Source organism: Sorangiineae bacterium MSr11367, from assembly GCA_037157805.1.
GTDB lineage: Bacteria > Myxococcota_A > Polyangia > Polyangiales > Polyangiaceae > Pendulispora > Pendulispora rubella.
In genome coordinates, this window is the sequence record CP089983.1 from 5,405,453 (window position 1) to 5,420,775 (window position 15,323).

15 protein-coding genes are annotated in these 15,323 nt (G+C 65.4%); 13 read left to right on the forward strand and 2 right to left on the reverse strand.

Annotated elements, in window-relative coordinates:
* Positions 1-83 precede the first annotated feature (83 nt).
* The gene (locus LVJ94_21005) at positions 84-1,475 is read right to left on the reverse strand and encodes a serine/threonine protein kinase (protein WXB10740.1); all 1,392 of its coding nucleotides are present in this window, start codon (positions 1,473-1,475) and stop codon (positions 84-86) included.
* Positions 1,476-1,609: 134 nt separating this feature from the next.
* On the opposite strand from LVJ94_21005, the gene LVJ94_21010 reads away from it, so the two are divergent.
* The 9 genes from LVJ94_21010 to LVJ94_21050 all read left to right on the forward strand — a co-directional run bounded on the left by LVJ94_21010 (position 1,610) and on the right by LVJ94_21050 (position 10,660).
* Positions 1,610-2,254, forward strand: coding sequence for an NUDIX hydrolase (locus LVJ94_21010; GenBank protein ID WXB09696.1), 645 nt, complete (start codon positions 1,610-1,612; stop codon positions 2,252-2,254).
* A gap of 39 nt (positions 2,255-2,293) precedes the next feature.
* Positions 2,294-3,196: an NAD(+)/NADH kinase gene (locus LVJ94_21015; protein ID WXB09697.1), complete on the forward strand. Its 903-nt coding sequence runs from the start codon at positions 2,294-2,296 to the stop codon at positions 3,194-3,196.
* 73 nt (positions 3,197-3,269) lie between these two features.
* Positions 3,270-4,331 (forward strand): ketoacyl-ACP synthase III, encoded by a 1,062-nt coding sequence (locus tag LVJ94_21020; protein ID WXB09698.1) that lies wholly within the window; start codon positions 3,270-3,272, stop codon positions 4,329-4,331.
* A gap of 19 nt (positions 4,332-4,350) precedes the next feature.
* Entirely contained in the window at positions 4,351-4,983 is a 633-nt protein-coding gene (locus LVJ94_21025; GenBank protein WXB09699.1) for a hypothetical protein, read from the forward strand.
* A complete protein-coding gene (locus LVJ94_21030) occupies positions 4,973-5,959 on the forward strand; it encodes a matrixin family metalloprotease (GenBank protein WXB09700.1) in 987 nt (328 codons plus the stop codon). The genes LVJ94_21025 and LVJ94_21030 overlap by 11 nt, the downstream gene beginning before the upstream one ends.
* Positions 5,960-5,975: 16 nt before the next feature.
* Entirely contained in the window at positions 5,976-7,133 is a 1,158-nt protein-coding gene (lpxB, locus tag LVJ94_21035; GenBank protein WXB09701.1) for a lipid-A-disaccharide synthase, read from the forward strand.
* Entirely contained in the window at positions 7,130-8,653 is a 1,524-nt protein-coding gene (locus LVJ94_21040) for a glycosyltransferase family 39 protein (protein WXB09702.1), read from the forward strand. The genes lpxB and LVJ94_21040 overlap by 4 nt, the downstream gene beginning before the upstream one ends.
* 5 nt (positions 8,654-8,658) lie before the next feature.
* Positions 8,659-9,345, forward strand: coding sequence for a hypothetical protein (locus LVJ94_21045; protein WXB09703.1), 687 nt, complete (start codon positions 8,659-8,661; stop codon positions 9,343-9,345).
* 67 nt (positions 9,346-9,412) lie between these two features.
* On the forward strand, positions 9,413-10,660 hold the full coding sequence (locus LVJ94_21050; GenBank protein ID WXB09704.1) for a hypothetical protein: 1,248 nt from the start codon (positions 9,413-9,415) through the stop codon (positions 10,658-10,660).
* A gap of 8 nt (positions 10,661-10,668) precedes the next feature.
* Here LVJ94_21050 and LVJ94_21055 read toward each other — a convergent pair whose 3' ends face one another.
* The gene (locus LVJ94_21055; protein ID WXB09705.1) at positions 10,669-11,127 is read right to left on the reverse strand and encodes a hypothetical protein; all 459 of its coding nucleotides are present in this window, start codon (positions 11,125-11,127) and stop codon (positions 10,669-10,671) included.
* Between the two features lie 599 nt (positions 11,128-11,726).
* Between LVJ94_21055 and LVJ94_21060 the strand changes: the two genes are divergently transcribed.
* From LVJ94_21060 to LVJ94_21075, 4 genes are read left to right on the forward strand one after another with little or no spacing between them, the layout of a single operon-like run.
* A complete protein-coding gene (locus LVJ94_21060; protein ID WXB09706.1) occupies positions 11,727-13,148 on the forward strand; it encodes a Hint domain-containing protein in 1,422 nt (473 codons plus the stop codon).
* The gene (locus LVJ94_21065) at positions 13,145-13,411 is read left to right on the forward strand and encodes a hypothetical protein (protein ID WXB09707.1); all 267 of its coding nucleotides are present in this window, start codon (positions 13,145-13,147) and stop codon (positions 13,409-13,411) included. The genes LVJ94_21060 and LVJ94_21065 overlap by 4 nt, the downstream gene beginning before the upstream one ends.
* 21 nt (positions 13,412-13,432) lie before the next feature.
* Positions 13,433-13,918, forward strand: coding sequence for a hypothetical protein (locus tag LVJ94_21070; GenBank protein ID WXB09708.1), 486 nt, complete (start codon positions 13,433-13,435; stop codon positions 13,916-13,918).
* 11 nt (positions 13,919-13,929) lie between these two features.
* Positions 13,930-15,318: a hypothetical protein gene (locus LVJ94_21075; GenBank protein ID WXB09709.1), complete on the forward strand. Its 1,389-nt coding sequence runs from the start codon at positions 13,930-13,932 to the stop codon at positions 15,316-15,318.
* Positions 15,319-15,323: the final 5 nt, after the last annotated feature.

Genomic DNA, 15,323 nt, shown 5'->3' on the forward strand with positions numbered 1-15,323 from the left:
CGGGCAGGTTTGGCAGGTTAATACGTTCAGACGTTTCAAGCGCCGCAGGGTTGTGACGCATTCCTTGAATGTAACGAATTTTCTCAACGATGCATGGCAAGCCCTAGGGCAAAGCCCACCACGAAAAAGATGAACGCCACGAAGACCAGCGTGAGGATCACCTGCGACCGTGCGCGACGCCGCCGTGTGCGCAGGTTGCCACCGATCCCGCCGATGCCGCTCAACGAAAGGCGCGACGCGGTGGTTTGCGAGGCCGCCTGCGCGGAGAGGCTCGGGTACGAACGCCGCGGCCCCGGATCGTCGTCCCGTCGAAGCGCCTCTTGAACCACCAACGCCGGCGCGATGCCCGTGATGGGGGGCACCTTCTCCGGTGAAAAATCCGGCGAAAAAGGCTTCAACGCCACGGGTTCGACGGCGGCTTCGCCGGGGATGGCGTCCCGCTCCACCGCCACATCCGAATACCTCGACGTGACCTCCTTTGTGGGAACGCCGCCCTGGCTGCTGCCGCTGCCGGTGCTGGCCCCTTGGTCGCCTTCAATGTTGAATCCGCCCATGGGCGTGGGGCGTGCAAGATCCTCGCGCACGGCGGCAAGCACCACCGCAAGCTCCTCGCGACCTGGTTCCGTGTTCACGTGGGTCGATACCGCCCGGCGGAACTCTTCTGCCGTGATGCTGCGCAGTTCGGGATCGGGCTCCAGCGCACGTGCCACCGCGTCGGTGAGCGGCGGCGGCAGATCCGGCCGCAGTGCAGCAAGAGGCGGAATCCGCGGATTCTTCATCGCGCGAAGCATCTCCACCTCATCGTTGCGGTATTTGCCGAAGGGAGCAAACCCCGTGGCGAGGCGCCACGCCAGGAGCGCCGCCGCATAGACATCGGCGCGCTCGGTCACCGGATCGCCGCGCGCCTGCTCCGGGGCCATGCAGCCCAAGGTCCCTTTGATCAACCCGAGCTGCGTCTCCGGGGCGGCCCCCAGCATTTTCGCCATACCGAAGTCGGTCAGCTTGGCGTCCCCAGCCCAATCGAGCAGCACGTTGGCCGGCGTGACATCGCGGTGAACGATGGGCGGCGTCTGGTGGTGCGCGTAATCGAGCGCCGCCAAAATGCGCTCGACGATGTGCCACGCCGCCACATCCGACAGCCGCTCGCCGCGTCCCGAGAGAAACCGCAAGAGCCGCCCCATCGCCACGCCCTCGACGTAGTCGAACACCAGGGCCGATACGCCCTCCTCTTGAACGAGCGCGCGCACCTGGACAATGGCAGGATGCGACAGCCGAACGCACAGCGACGCCTCGCGCGCCAAGGTTGCCGATTCCTCGGGATCTGCCCGGGCGTTGTCGCTCAGCACCTTCACCGCAACGAGCCGCCCGCCCTTGCTGCGTGCAAGGTACACCTTTCCGGCGCCGCCCGAGCCAATTCGCTCGAGAACCTCGAATCCGCCGATCGCCGAGGGGTGCTGCTCGTCCGGAAAGAGCATCAAGGGAGCCCCCTGCCCGTGCCCGTGCCCCTGCCCGTCCCCGAAATCCGAAGAAGATCGGGCACGGGCGCGGGGATGGGCATGTTTACGGGACAGAGAAAACGGGTGAATGCGTGTGAAATGTTACATCTACCATGATGGTCCGAATGCTCCCGCCTGCGATTCAGATCCGTGTCGACCCCGAAGACTCCCCCCACACCACGCCCCCGTTTCTTCAGGTGGAACGCCATCGACTCGTGGCCGATTTTCCCAACGGGACCACGAGCGAGCCGTTTAGCTACGACCTTGTGCGGCGTCGTGCTCTCGATGCGGTCATCATCCTAGCGCACCACACCCACCCAACTGGGGAGGTTCACGTCTTCCTTCGCTCTTCGGTGCGGCCGCCCATTTTGTTTCGGGACGACCCCGCCCCCTCCCCGGTTCTGTGGGAGCTGCCGGCAGGGCTGCGCGAACCGGACGAGTCACCGCCGGTGGCGGCGGCGCGCGAGCTTCACGAGGAGCTCGGTGTGGAAGTCGACCCGGCAGACCTGCACGAATTGGGGCCGTGGATCTATCCTGCTCCCGGGTTCATCGGTGAGCGCCAGATCTTCTTCCACGTGGAAATCGACCCGATCGCTCGGCAAACGCCCCTCGAGGACGGCTCGCCGCTCGAACGCCACGCGACCATCCTCGATATTCCGCTGCGGGAAGCGCTGGATCTCGCGCGCCAAGGGCTGCTGCCGGACGGAAAGACCGAACTTGCGCTGCGAAGGCTCGCCGAGCTCGTGATCCGGCCATAAATGACGTACGACGTGAACAGGCCTGTGGGGAGACCAAACGTGAAGAAGCGGGTGCTGGTCCTTTCGAAGCGCACGTCGTACCGCACGTTCGTCGAGGAGCAGAAAGATGCGCGCATCCAGGGGCTCATCGCCAAGGGCGATCCCACGGTGCTTCGCCTGCGCCGCTCGCACGAAGCCCACGAGGAAACGATGCGCGAGGTCCAAGATGCGCTGACCTCGCTCGGGGCGGAGGTCACCCTGCAGGTGGGGCCACGCACTCCGTTTTCGGTGGCGGGCATCGACATGGTCCTCACCGTCGGCGGCGACGGGACGTTGCTCGCGGCGTCGCATCAAATCGGGCCGGGGATTCCGCTTCTGGGCGTCAACAGCGCGCCGGAAAGCTCCGTCGGGTTCTTCTGCGCCGCCGCCAAAGGAAACGTGCTCGAAACGCTGCGCGCCGCCTTCGAGGGCACCTTGCCCGCGGTGCAACTCGCGCGCATGCAGGTCGAGTTGAACGACGCGGTCATCCACCGACGCGTGCTCAACGAGCTGCTCTTTTGCCATGCGTGCCCGGCCGCGACGACCCGCTACATTTTGCGGCTCACGCAGGCGAACGGCGAGTTCATCGAGGAGGAGCAACGCTCGAGCGGGCTCTGGATCGGACCGCCCGCGGGCTCGACCGCGGCGCAACGCAGTGCGGGTGGCCACGTGTTGCCCCTCGCGTCAACGAAGCTCCAGTTCGTCGTGCGCGAAGCTTACGTAAGGCTCGGCACATCGCTGCGCCTGCCGATCGGGCTCGTCGAAGACGGCGGAACCATTTCGATTCATTGTAAAATTCGCGAAGGAAAAGCCTTCCTGGACGGGCTGCACATCGTCCACGACGTGGCCATCGGCGATCGCCTGGTGATGCGCCGCTCCGACGAGGATTTGACGGTGCTCGGGTTGACGCGTCGCGACGGCTGACTGTCATGCCATTGTCATGACCCCGAAAGCGTTCGCCATTTGCCGTGGGCTCGGCTAGATCCCGCGCAAACGGATGGCGAAAATTGGATTCGAGATCATCGGCACCGGACACTACGTGCCGGGCGAACCCGTAACGAACCATGATCTCGCACGTGTGATGAACACGTCCGACGACTGGATTTACCAGCGCTCCGGAATTCGGCAGCGGCACTACGCCCCCGACGGAGTAGGCCCGAGCGATCTGGGATACGAAGCGGCGAAGCGGGCCATCGAAGCGGCAGGCCTCACGCCGAAGGACATCGATTACATCGTCTTTGCGACGATGACCCCCGATTACGTGTTCCCGGGATCGGGCGCACTGCTCGGTGCAAAGCTGGGCATCGCGGGCACGCCGGCGCTCGACCTGCGGCAGCAATGCGCGGCGATGCTGTTCGGCCTTCAGATGGTGGACGGCCTCGTCCAAACGGGCGCGGCCAAGACGGTCCTCTTCGTCGGCGCCGAGGCGCACGCCGGCTTCATGCCCTGGAAGGACTGGGGTGCTTTGGACCCCAAGACGGGGCGCGAGGCCTCGGTCGAGGACAAGGCCAAGGTCGACAAGCACCGCAACTTGGCCATCCTGTTCGGCGATGGCGCGGGCGCGCTGGTCTTCCGCGCCACGGATCGCGAGGCGGGCCTGCGCGGGATGAAGCTGCATTCCGACGGTCGGTCGGCCGAGTTGCTCTACGTGCCCGGCGGCGGCTTCAGGGCGCGCCCCTACTGGCGGGAAGATAGCCACGAGGAAGAAGCCCACATCCCCCGGATGGACGGGCGCGAACTCTTTCGCTTCGCCGTCACCAAACTGCCCCAGACGGCGCGCGCGCTGTGCGAGGAGCACAAGGTCGGCATCGACGAGATCGACTGGTTCCTCGCCCACCAGGCGAACCGCCGCATCAACGAATACATCCGAGACCAGCTCGGTGTTCCGCCGGAGAAGCTTCCGTCCAACATCGACCGATTCGGAAACACCAGCGCGGGCACCCTCCCCATCTTGATCGATGAACAGATGCGGGCTGGAAATCTAAAGCGCGGTCAGCTCTCCATGATCCTCGCCCTGGGTGCAGGCATACATTGGGGCTGCGCTTTCCTCCGATTCTGAGCGTGCTAAGGTCGAACGCATGACATGCACTCGATCGTCGTTCGCGCGCCGCGCGGCGATTGTTGCCTTGGCTTTGGCCCCTTGCTTTGGATTCCTGTCGACCGTCGCGACGGACGATGCAGAGGCTTCGGTCTCCATCAGCGTTGCGTTCGATTCGCTGGTACAAGACTCGGTCAGCGCCGGGGTGATGACGCCCGTCGAGCAATACGCTGCTTTGGAAAAGGGCCGCATCTACACCTATACGAGGGTGAAGGTCGACAACGCGATTGCCGGTGACCTGGGCACCGGCGCCGAAGCGTGGGTCGTCACCGTGGGTGGCGTGATTGGCAATGTCGGGCAGACGGTCGACGGTGAAGCGGTGCTTCACGTCGGCGAGCCCACCCTGCTGTTCATTCGCCCCGACCCGAACTTCCCGGGTCTCTACATGGTGACGTCGCGCGGACAGGGGCAGTACGCCGTCGCGAGCGATTCCGCCAAGAAGACCAAGGTTCTCCTCCTCGGCAATGGTCATGGCGCCGTTCTCCCGCCGCCTCCAACCGCTGCATCGTCCAAGGCGCCGCGCGTTCTCGCGCGCGATGCCATCGTCGGCCACCAGCTCGACGAAACGATTCGCACCGTTGCAGCCGCGTGGGGACGGTTGCATGCGAAGTAATGCCGGTCTGGTGCGGGGTCTGGGGTTTCTCGTCGCAGGCGCCACGGTTTTTGCGGGGCTGACTTTCTCGGCTTCGAATGCAGACGCCTACTGCCGCACGACGACGGACGGGCTGATCTCGGGGTGCAACATCTCCGCGGGCCAATGCTGCACGGTGGGGCGCCCGCTCTACTGGGTGAGCAGCTGCGTCGGTTGGAGCCTGCAGAAAAACGGCACCCGGCAGCTCCCGTACAACACCGCCAAGAACATCATTGGCAATGCCTTCCAGAAGTGGTCGGACGTCCAATGCTCCCGCACGAGCGGCACCGCGAAGGTGACCCTGAATTTCAAGCAGCAGGAGGACGTCGACTGCTCCGAGGTTCGGTACAACAAAGAGGCGAAGAACCAGAACGTCATCGTCTTTCGCGACACCAACTGGGACCACACGGACAGCAGCAACACGCTGGGCCTGACCACCGTGGTGTTCGACCCGAACACGGGTGAGATCTTCGACGCCGACATGGAGCTGAACACGGCGGATCAAACGCTGTCGCTCGATCCGGTTCCACCCAACGGGTACGACTTCGACAGCATCATCACGCACGAGGCGGGCCACTTCCTCGGGCTGGCGCACTCGGGCGATCCCGAGGCGACGATGTACGCGCATTACACGCCCGGTTCGACGAAGATGCGCGATCTGGCGGATGACGACAAAAACGGGATCTGCAGCGCCTACATTTCGGGGACGAGCGAGTACACCAATGGTCGCCGCGTGACCGGCGATGGCGGCACGTTCGTTGCGGCCGGCCCGTGCGATCCCGAGGCGCGGCATGGCTTTTCGACGGCATGCGCCGAGGCGAATCCGAGCAACAAAGGGTGCTCGATCGGGTCGACCGGCGTAGCTTCCGGGCCTGGAGCGGGCATGTTCGCGGCCTTGGGGCTGGTATTCTCGCTCGGTATGGCGCGAAGGTCGCGACGGAGCCGCCGGGAGACATGAAGGGGCACCGGCGGGAATGAGCAGCCGCGGCACGCGCGGGGGGTTGCTCGTCGTTGCCGGAGAAGCGTCGGGAGATCGCGCAGCTGCACGCGTGATGACCGAGCTTACGGAGCTCGTTCCCGGTCGGGACGTGGGCGCGTTCGGTCTGGGCGGACCTGCATTGCAGGCCGCCGGTGTGAGCCTGGTGGCCGACCTTCGGCAGATCACCGCGCTGGGGATCTCCGAGGTGGCCGCCCGGGCGGTGCCGATTGCGCTGGCGCATGCGCGCATCGTGAGCGCGGCGCGAAAACTGCGGCCGCGGGCCGCGTTCCTGGTGAATTACAGCGAGTTCAATACGCTGCTCGCTGGGCGGCTGCATGCCGCAGGGGTGCGGGTCCTCTGGTACATCGCACCGCAGATCTGGGCCTGGCGTGCATCGCGCGCGCAGAGCTTGCGGCGCGCGATCGATCGCATGGCGGTGATTCTGCCCTTCGAGGAGAACCTGTGGCAGCGCGCCGGGGTCGATGCGCACTACGTCGGGCACCCCGCGCGGGAGGCGCCGACGATGGATCGCCGCATCGCGCGCGATGCCCTGGGGCTCACGCCGTACGCGTCCGCGGTGGCGATTCTGCCGGGTAGCCGGCCGCACGAGGTGCGGGCGCACTTGCAGATCATGCTGGAAGCGTACGAGCGCGTGCGCCGCGATCGCGCCAGCCTCGATGCGCGCGTGCTGCTCGCGGCGAGCCTCGACGCGCGGACGAAGGCCTACGCCGAAACGGTGGCGGAAGCCTTCCGCGTGCCTATTTTCTCCGTGGATGCCTATGCCGGCGCCACCCCCGTTCTCGGAGCCTTCGACGCCGCGCTCTCCGCATCCGGCACGGCCGCCCTGGAGGCGGCCCTCGCCCGCGCGGTGCCGGTGGTGGTGTACCGCACGGGCCTGGTGACCGAGCTCGTAGCCCGCACCTGCCTCACCACGAGCCGCATTTCCCTGCCGAACATCTTGCTCGGCCGCACCGCCTTCACCGAGCTCTTGCAGCGCGAGGCCGACGTCCCGCGCGTGGCCAAGGCGTTGGTCGCCACGCTCAACAGCCGGCGCGAGCTGCTCAAGGCGTGCGACGAGGTGGAAGCGATTTTGGGCCTGCCGCGCTCGCCCTCGAAGGAAGTGGCTGGCATGCTCGCGCCTTGGCTCTCGTGAAAAAAGACTCGTTCATCCAGAACACGCGGTTCGCGCTCTTCGCTTTTTCACTGCTCCTGCTCGTCGCGCGTCTCTACGCGGCAAAGACGATAGGCTTCGGCGACAGCGAGGCGCTCTATGCCTCGTACGCGCTGCACCCCGCGCCGGCGTACCTCGATCACCCGGGCCTGGTGGGGCTTTTTGCACGGGCCATCGGGAGCGGCACGGTGCCGACACCGCTCGCTGCGCACTTCGTGACGGCGCTGATGGCCACGCTCTTTCCCTGGATCGTGTACGCGGCCGCGCGAACGATGGGCGCCTCGCAAAACGGTGGCTTCGCCGCGGCGTTGGCCGTGGCCGTCACGCCGGAGATCGGCGTGGGTCTTTTCGCCATGACGCCGGATTTGCTCCTGGCGCTGGCTTGGATCTTTTCGCTCGGCCTGGCAGCGCGCGGCCTCACGGAGAAGCCGTCCAGCGGCGTCGCCGCGGCGTCGTTCGTGGCCTCGGGGCTGCTCGCCGGCGTGGGGGCGACCGCGAAGGTCAGTGGTCTCTTGCTGCTCGCCGCGCTGGTGTGGACCTATGCCTCGCGCGATGCGCGCAGCCACGCCAAGACGATTTGGCCTTGGGCGGGACTCGTCATCGGGACGATCGCCTTCGTGCCCGTGGTGCTCTTCGAGGCGCGCACCGGCTGGCCGATGGTGCACCATCGCTTCGTCGACACACAGGCCGGCTCGGGACCGTCGCTCCTCAACGTGGGCAAGGTGCTCGGCGGGCAGCTCCTCTACGTGTCACCGCTGCTGGCCGTGCTGGCGGTGGTCGCGGCCATCGACTTGTTCCGCCACCGCAAGGACGACGTTCTCGCGGGCATGCTCTTTCGCAGCGCGGCCCTGCCCTTCGTGATCTTGCTGCCGCTCTGCCTCTGGAGCCGCGTCGCCGAGCCGCATTGGCTGGCGCCCCCGCTTCTCGCGTTGCCGCTCCACTTCGCGCGGCGCTTCGAGGGCGCGACCGAGGATGGCTCGCTCTTTCGGTCGCGTCCGCGTTTCTCGCGGGCGGCGGTGTGGGTCGCGGCGATCCTCACGGCGACGGCGCACGCGTGGGTGCTCGTGCCGAACTTCACGCGCATCTTGCCGGCGGCGCTGAAGGCCGATCCGAAGTACGATATTTCGAACGAGCTTTACGGCTGGAAGGATGCCCTCATCTCGATCCGCGATACGGTGACGGAGCAGGCTGGCCGCGGCGACTTCGTCGTATTGGGGCCGCACTGGGTCGTTTGCTCCCAGATCCACGCCGGCCTCGGTGCGGAGGTGCGCGTGGGGTGTGCGACGCCGATCCGTGACGACTTCGACACGTGGGAGCCGCGCGCACGCTGGCAAACGGCGGACAAGGTTCTCTTCGTGACGGACAACCGCTTCGATGTGGATCTGCACACGGTGCTGCCGAATCACGTGGTCGCCCGCCGCTCGCGCGTCAGCGTGTTGCGCGACGGACGCATCGCGCGGACCTTCACCTTGACGCTTCTCGAATCGCGGGCACATTCGTAGGCGCCATGCACCGCGCCCTTTCGAGTTTGTCGCGTTTCGCCGTCATCGTCCCCCTTGCGCTGCTCGCGCCCCTCACCGCCCCTGCGCAGGCCGCCGCGGTGGAAGAAGCGCAAGCCTCCTTCTCCATCGCCAAGGCCCGCACCTTGCCGCTCGGCAGCAAGGTCACCGTGCGTGGGTCCGTGTCGACCCCTTCGGGCGCCTTCGAATCGAGCTTCGGCGACAAGGGCTTCGGCCTGCAAGATGCCACGGCGGGCATCTACGTGAGCTTCGCCACCAACGTGAACACGGCCCCGAACGACGTGGCCCGGGTCACCGGCATCCTCCAGGATCATTCGGGCTTGCTCGTCGTCGTCCCCTCGGCGGCCGATGACGTAAAAATCCACCACGGCGGCCCCGCCACTCGTCCCGAGCGCATCGCGACGGCGGACGTGGGCGAGTCCACCGAGGCGCGCATCGTTCGCGTGGCGGGCACGATCACCGAGGGGCCCATCGACGATGCGCCCTACGGCTTCAAATTCAAGGTCAACGACGGCTCGGGCAACGTCGTCGTTTTCGTGAACGTGCAGACGGGCATCGCGATGAGCAGCCTGCACCTGGGGCAATCCGTGCGCATCACGGGGTTCAGCAGCCAATACGCGGATCACTACGAGATCGATCCGCGCAGCCCAGACGACATCGTCGCACGGCCGTAGGTCGAAAGGTCGCGCGGCGTGGGTCGAAAAGGTGCAGGGCGCGCCAAAAAAGTTTAAGAATGCGCCAATGCGTACCCTTCTTCTCTCGGCCCTTGCATTGGGCGCGTTCACAGCGATCGCTTTTGCGGCCCCTGGCTGCTCGTCGTCGAACGACAACAACGGCGGTTCCGACGGTGGAAGCGGCGAGGATGCGCCCAGCGCCAACCCGCCGAAGCTCGGCTTCACGCCGTCGAATCTGTCGCTCGGCACCATCGACGTCACGGGGCTGGGCGATTTCGTCGCCGACCGTGACTGCACGCTCCGCAGCGACGAGGACGAGAACCCCTGCTCCGAGGCGAACATCACCAAGTTCACGGTGGTGTCGCAGACCGGCGGCGGCCAAAAGGTCGGCGTTTACCTGGCAAAATCGTTCCGCATCAACGCCAACGTGACGGTGAAGACCACGGGCGAATACCCGATTGCGCTGGTGGCTTTGGACAAGATCGAGATCCTTGGGCACCTGGATGCCGCGGCCGTCGGCTACACGCAAGCCGCCGGCGGTGCCGCGAGCAAGGCGACCAATGAAAACGGCGTCGGCAGCGGCGGCGGCGCCGGAGGCAAAGCGGACAGCAACGCCGGCGGCGGCGGCTCCTTCTGCGGCATTGGTGGCAAGGGCCCCGCACAGGCGGGCCTCAACGGCGTTGCGGCGTCGGGCGGCCAGAAATACGGCACGCTGACCTTGATTCCCCTGGTCGGCGGCTCCTCGGGCGGCGCCGGTGCCATCGTATCGGGCGGCGCGGGCGGCGGGGCCATTCAGCTCGTTGCGGCGAACTCGATTGCCATCGGCGCCAGCGGCACCATCAACGTGGGCGGTGGTGGCGGCGCCCGGAGCGGCGCCGACAACGACTCCAAGGATCAAGCCTCCGGCGGTGGGAGCGGCGGCGCGATCTTGCTCGAGGCCGGGCAGGTCGACATCGCGGGCATCCTCGCCGCGAACGGCGGTGGCGGCGGCGGTGGGGGCACCGAGGACGAGCACGACGGCGAAAATGGCACCACCCAGAGGGCGGGCCAAGACGTCGCCGCCGCGAAGGGCGGCAAGTCGAAGACGGACAACCACGGGGGCAACGGCAGCGCGGGCGCGTTCCTCAACGGCGTCGACGGCATCGGCACGAGCGAGGCCACGAGCGCCAGCGGCGGTGCGGGGGGTGGCGGCGGTGGCGCAGGCCGGATCCGCATCAACACGCGCACCGGCGCGGCGACCATCGCGGGCCTCCTCTCGCCCACCCTGGGCAAGACGGAGACCGATTGCACCACGCAAGGCACGCTCACCCCCTGAACCAGCGCCTAACGGGGAGGGTCGGGCGGGTTCGATTCGAGCGCCGGGTTCTCGTGGAATAGGCGCTCGCGGGTCATGGTGGTGGGCTCGAGCTTGCCCGCGTGCAGCTTGCCCACCCGCCTGCCCTTCTCGTCCCAGGACCAATAGGCCTGCGAGGTCATCGTGGCGAGGTTGTCCACGCGGGTGACGGTGAAGCCGTCGGACTCGACCCAGCTCACCATGTAGATATCCGGGGCGACGGCCACCGTTTCGATGTCGACGGTCTCGTTGTTGGATTTGCCAACGACGCCGGTGTACCGCTGCGTCTTGCCGTCGGGTCCGAACTCCAGGAGGAACTTCCGCCCATTGTCCCAGGTGGCGTAGAAGTTCTTCCCGGCGAGGCCTACTCGGGCGCTTCCACCGCATCCCGCGGCGGGAGCCAGGGCAAAGCAAAGAGCAGCGGCGCACGCGATTCTTTGGAAGTCCATCGCGTGTGCACATAGTCGCGCGGTGCGTCCTCCAGAAGGTCGCGAATGCGGCTTTCTGTGGTGCACGTTGGGAACAATACGTGGAGCACTTCGGCGCACACTCGGGGGTTCTCCGGGGCGATGCATGCCATGGCGTCACGTTTGGTAACGTCCAAGCGGTCGTCCGTTATATTGGATATTCGAAATTGGAATTGCGAGATTGCAAAATAGAGATTCACACAATGGAACGATTCAAAGACATCACGACCCAATTTCGGGACATGTCGAGCCCGTCGAGAGGGTCGATCGTGACCTGATCGCAGCGATCCGGTCCGTTAGGATCCAGCGAGACGCAAACGTTTGCCACCCGTCCGGGAAGTCGAGCCGCGGAAGCGCTGACCGCGATCGGGGTCACGGACAGGTTTTTGTTCATACAGAGCCCATGTGGGCCCGGCTGAGTCCTCAAGTTCGAATATCGCTATTTCCAATCAATAAGTGTCTCAACACCAAGATTTCCCGAGGTCTACTAGTGGGCACTGACCTTGCTCTGCGACTTCTCTGTGAGAAACACGAGACCCCACCCGTGGGCGCGCGCAATCTCTGCGCTGAAGTACTCCCTGGTGTTCCTGGTCACGCTGTCGCTCGTCACCGCAGGGTTCTTCCTTCCGGAGACGACCGTCGTCGCATTGGGAGCCGCCGAGAGAAACGCCGTCGCACTGGGTACCCGCGAGAGCGACGAGTGTAGTCAGGTTGACAACGTTGTCTCCCCTTCCAAACGGCCGCATTGCACGGCCCCTGGAAACTGCTTCGTCGCAGGCACATTGGTCGCGACCCCCTCCGGGAACCGGCCCATCGAGAGCCTGGAAGCCGGCGACATGGTGCTCGCACAGAACGAGAACGACGGCGTCGTCGCCGCGCGCCCGGTCGTGCGCACCTTCGTGCGGGGCGCACGCTCGTTGGTCGACGTTCGCATTCTCACCGTCAATGGCGAACGCGAGCGCGTAGAGTCCACACCGGAGCACCCTTACTTTACATTGGACCGCGGGTGGGTGCCTGCAGGTGATTTGGTACCGAATGAACCGCTGCTCGATCGAAGCGGGCGCGAGGTTCGGGTCACCAAGGTCGTACCGGTCGCTCAAGAGGCGACGGTTTACAACTTCGAGGTCGATATCGACCACACGTACTTCGTCGGACTCGCCTCGGTCCTCGTCCACAACCAATGTCAGCTCGATGGCCCCTCGTGGTCGGGCCCTGGCAAGGGAGGAAAGGGCGGTAAAGGAGGAAAGGGCGGCAAGAACAACGGGGGCAACAGCGGGAACAACGGTAAGAACAACAACGGCAAGAACAACGGAGGTAACAACAACGGGGGTAACAACAACGGCAAGAATCCTCCTGGCACGACCGATCGCGGAGATCCCGGCGGCGGCAAGCGCCCGCTCGTCGACTACGACAGCGACAGCGACAGCGATTCCTCGCCCCCTCCCTCCAAGAAGCCGAAGCCCGGCGGTCCGTCGACGACGCCCCCTGGCTCGCCGCCTCCGTCGGCCAAGCCCCCGCCTCCGCCTCCGCCGGCAACGACGACCCCGCCGCCGCCACCCCCTCCCCCGTCGGCGAAACCCCCGCCTCCTCCTCCGCCGCCGGCAACGACCACTGCGCCGCCGCCGCCACCTCCTCCTCCGTCGGCCAAGCCCCCGCCTCCGCCGGCCCCGCCGCCGCCCGCCGGCCCCGCACCCGGCACGCCCGCATGGGGCAACAACAACTGGAACGCCGGTCCCGCCGGCAGCGGCAACAACAACTTCAACGGCCATTGGAACAAGCACAAAAACGAGTTCCCTCCTGGCACGACCGCCACCGACTATGCGAACGAGGCCTCACGCATCACCCATGGCGGGCCCGGTATCCAGAGCAAGCCCCTCGGTGGTGGAAAGACGGCGTACTACGAACCGTCGACCAACTCCTTCGCGGTCGTTGCGGCCAATGGCAAGATCTCGACGCTCTTCAAGCCAGGCGCCGGCCAGTCCTATTACAACAAGCAAAAATGAATCACCCTTGCCCCTGCTGCGGAAACCTCACCCTCTCCGAAGCGCCGCCCAACACGTTCGAAGTTTGCCCGGTGTGCCATTGGGAAGACGACGGCGTGCAGTTCGAAGACCCTGACTTCGAGGGTGGCGCGAACGACGTGTCCCTCCGCACCGCGCGGGCCAACTACGCGGAATTTGCTGCCTCCGATCGACGATTTCTGGACCAAGTACGCAAGCCACACGCTGACGAAATCCCGAAGCAAAACAAACCAGGCCAAACCTGAACCGAACTGACAGGTGTCACGATGAGAACCTTACGAACATTGGTCGCGGAGAAACGCGGCGCTGTGGCCGTCGAGTTCGCACTCGCATTCATGCCACTGGCAATCACATTCTTCTCCTTTACCCAAGTAGGGTTTCTCTACACGGCGCACCTCGTGTTCAAACACGCTGCGCTCGCAGCGGGGCGCGCGGCGATCACCACCGTGGGGCCGTGCAATCCGGGTGAGGAAGTGGACAAGCGCCGCGACCCGCAAGACGTCAAGGATGCCGCGCACGATGCACTCGGCGCCGGCGCGTGGCAGAACAAGTTTGCAAGCTTGGAGGCCGAAGCCTCCTATGGCGGCGGCGACCAATACGGCGACGTGCACACGAAAACGACGGCGCGCTACAAGTGCTCCGTTCCGCTTGGCAATCGCATCGTCTGCACCGGTGGCTACGTGAAGATGGAAGAGGACGTCGTGCTGCCGCATCAGGGCGCGCGCTACAACAACGCAGGAGGGTGCCAGTAACCATGTCGACGATGACGCTCCCCCTCAACGCTCTCAACTCTTCGAAGTCGTCGAATCGGCCGCGCCTCGTGCGGGACGAGAATGGCGCGGTGATGGTGATGGGCCTCTTCATGGCCATCTCCCTCATCGGGTCGCTCTGGTTCATCATGGGCATCGGCGACGCGATCATCATCCGCGACAAGGCCATCGAGGCCGCGGATCACGCGGCGTTTTCGGCCGCCGCCGTGCACGCGCGCGGTATGAACTTCGTCGCGGCGCTGAACCTCATCATGTTCGCGCTCGCGGTCATCTACGTCGTGCTCTGCATCGTGGCCGATGTGCTCATCGCCGTCGGTGCCCTGGGAGGGTTCTCCTATTGGGGCATCATCAAGTCCTGCTTGTTCAACTTCAGTCCGGCCGTCCTCATCCCCGGCGTCGCCGGCATCGCGAACGCCGTGTGCAACACGGGGCATTCGATCGCGAAGGTCGCGGAGAAGTATTCGGACGTTCTGCAGAAAATCTTCATGGGCATCGGCGCACTCGAAGACGTCATCCAGGTGGGTATGCCCATCGCCGCCGAAGCCGCTTCCGTCAACGTGGTGAGCAAATACAAGCCGTACAGCGGCATGATGCTCAGCGCCTCGCTCATCCCCTGCGTCAGCAAAGCCGAGACAACGATGATTGGCCTGCCGCTGACGAAGATGGAGAACTCCTTCCTCTGCGAAAAGGCGTTCAACGAGGTGGAGGCCAAGATCAACGAGTTCGTGCCGCCGCCGGCCGCGCAGTTCCTGAGCTTCGTCATCAATCTGATCCAAGGCTACGTGGTCAACACCCCCTCCGAGGACACGATGATTGGCATCGGCTGCGGCGACTGGGATGACACGAACGTCCACGTGGTGAGCGACGGCGCCGGCAATGGCACGGACGTCATGCAGATGTGGGGCTTGGTCATCGGCGGCACGAAGGACGAGGAGAAAGGCCGCGCCGAGCGTCGCGTGAGCATGTCCAAGAACAAGGGACACAGCACGGAGCAGGAGCTGCCCAAGCAGAAGATCTACTACTCGCAAGCGGAGTACTACTTCGACTGCACCAAGGACTGGACCGACAAGGAGTGCTTCGACGACGACCTGATGAACGCGTCGTTCTCCATGCAATGGCGCGCGCGCCTGCGCCGGGTGTATGCGCCCTCGTTCGGCAACCAGGCCATCGGATTGCTTTCGAGCTTTGCCCTCTCCGGCGGCAACCCCATGGACTTCATGGCCGCGAAGATGAGCGAAAACCCGGCGGCGCAGAAGATGGCCGATTCAATCGACAAGGTTCGAAACGGCGCATTGTCCGGCCCCATGACCGGCACCGGCTTCGGCCAAGGCGCCGACAGTGCGATGAACTTCCTCACCGGCGGCGACAAGCCGATTCACTGAGAGAG

What these genes read in the sequence shown, in the direction of transcription:
- LVJ94_21005 (WXB10740.1), bottom strand. Translation starts at nt 1,475, where the DNA reads ATGCTCTTTCCGGACGAGCAGCACCCCTCGGCGATCGGCGGATTCGAG.
- LVJ94_21010 (WXB09696.1), top strand. Translation starts at nt 1,610, where the DNA reads ATGATGGTCCGAATGCTCCCGCCTGCGATTCAGATCCGTGTCGACCCC.
- LVJ94_21020 (WXB09698.1), top strand. Translation starts at nt 3,270, where the DNA reads ATGGCGAAAATTGGATTCGAGATCATCGGCACCGGACACTACGTGCCG.
- LVJ94_21025 (WXB09699.1), top strand. Translation starts at nt 4,351, where the DNA reads ATGACATGCACTCGATCGTCGTTCGCGCGCCGCGCGGCGATTGTTGCC.
- LVJ94_21030 (WXB09700.1), top strand. Translation starts at nt 4,973, where the DNA reads ATGCGAAGTAATGCCGGTCTGGTGCGGGGTCTGGGGTTTCTCGTCGCA.
- lpxB (WXB09701.1), top strand. Translation starts at nt 5,976, where the DNA reads ATGAGCAGCCGCGGCACGCGCGGGGGGTTGCTCGTCGTTGCCGGAGAA.
- LVJ94_21045 (WXB09703.1), top strand. Translation starts at nt 8,659, where the DNA reads ATGCACCGCGCCCTTTCGAGTTTGTCGCGTTTCGCCGTCATCGTCCCC.
- LVJ94_21050 (WXB09704.1), top strand. Translation starts at nt 9,413, where the DNA reads ATGCGTACCCTTCTTCTCTCGGCCCTTGCATTGGGCGCGTTCACAGCG.
- LVJ94_21055 (WXB09705.1), bottom strand. Translation starts at nt 11,127, where the DNA reads ATGGACTTCCAAAGAATCGCGTGCGCCGCTGCTCTTTGCTTTGCCCTG.
- LVJ94_21065 (WXB09707.1), top strand. Translation starts at nt 13,145, where the DNA reads ATGAATCACCCTTGCCCCTGCTGCGGAAACCTCACCCTCTCCGAAGCG.
- LVJ94_21070 (WXB09708.1), top strand. Translation starts at nt 13,433, where the DNA reads ATGAGAACCTTACGAACATTGGTCGCGGAGAAACGCGGCGCTGTGGCC.
- LVJ94_21075 (WXB09709.1), top strand. Translation starts at nt 13,930, where the DNA reads ATGACGCTCCCCCTCAACGCTCTCAACTCTTCGAAGTCGTCGAATCGG.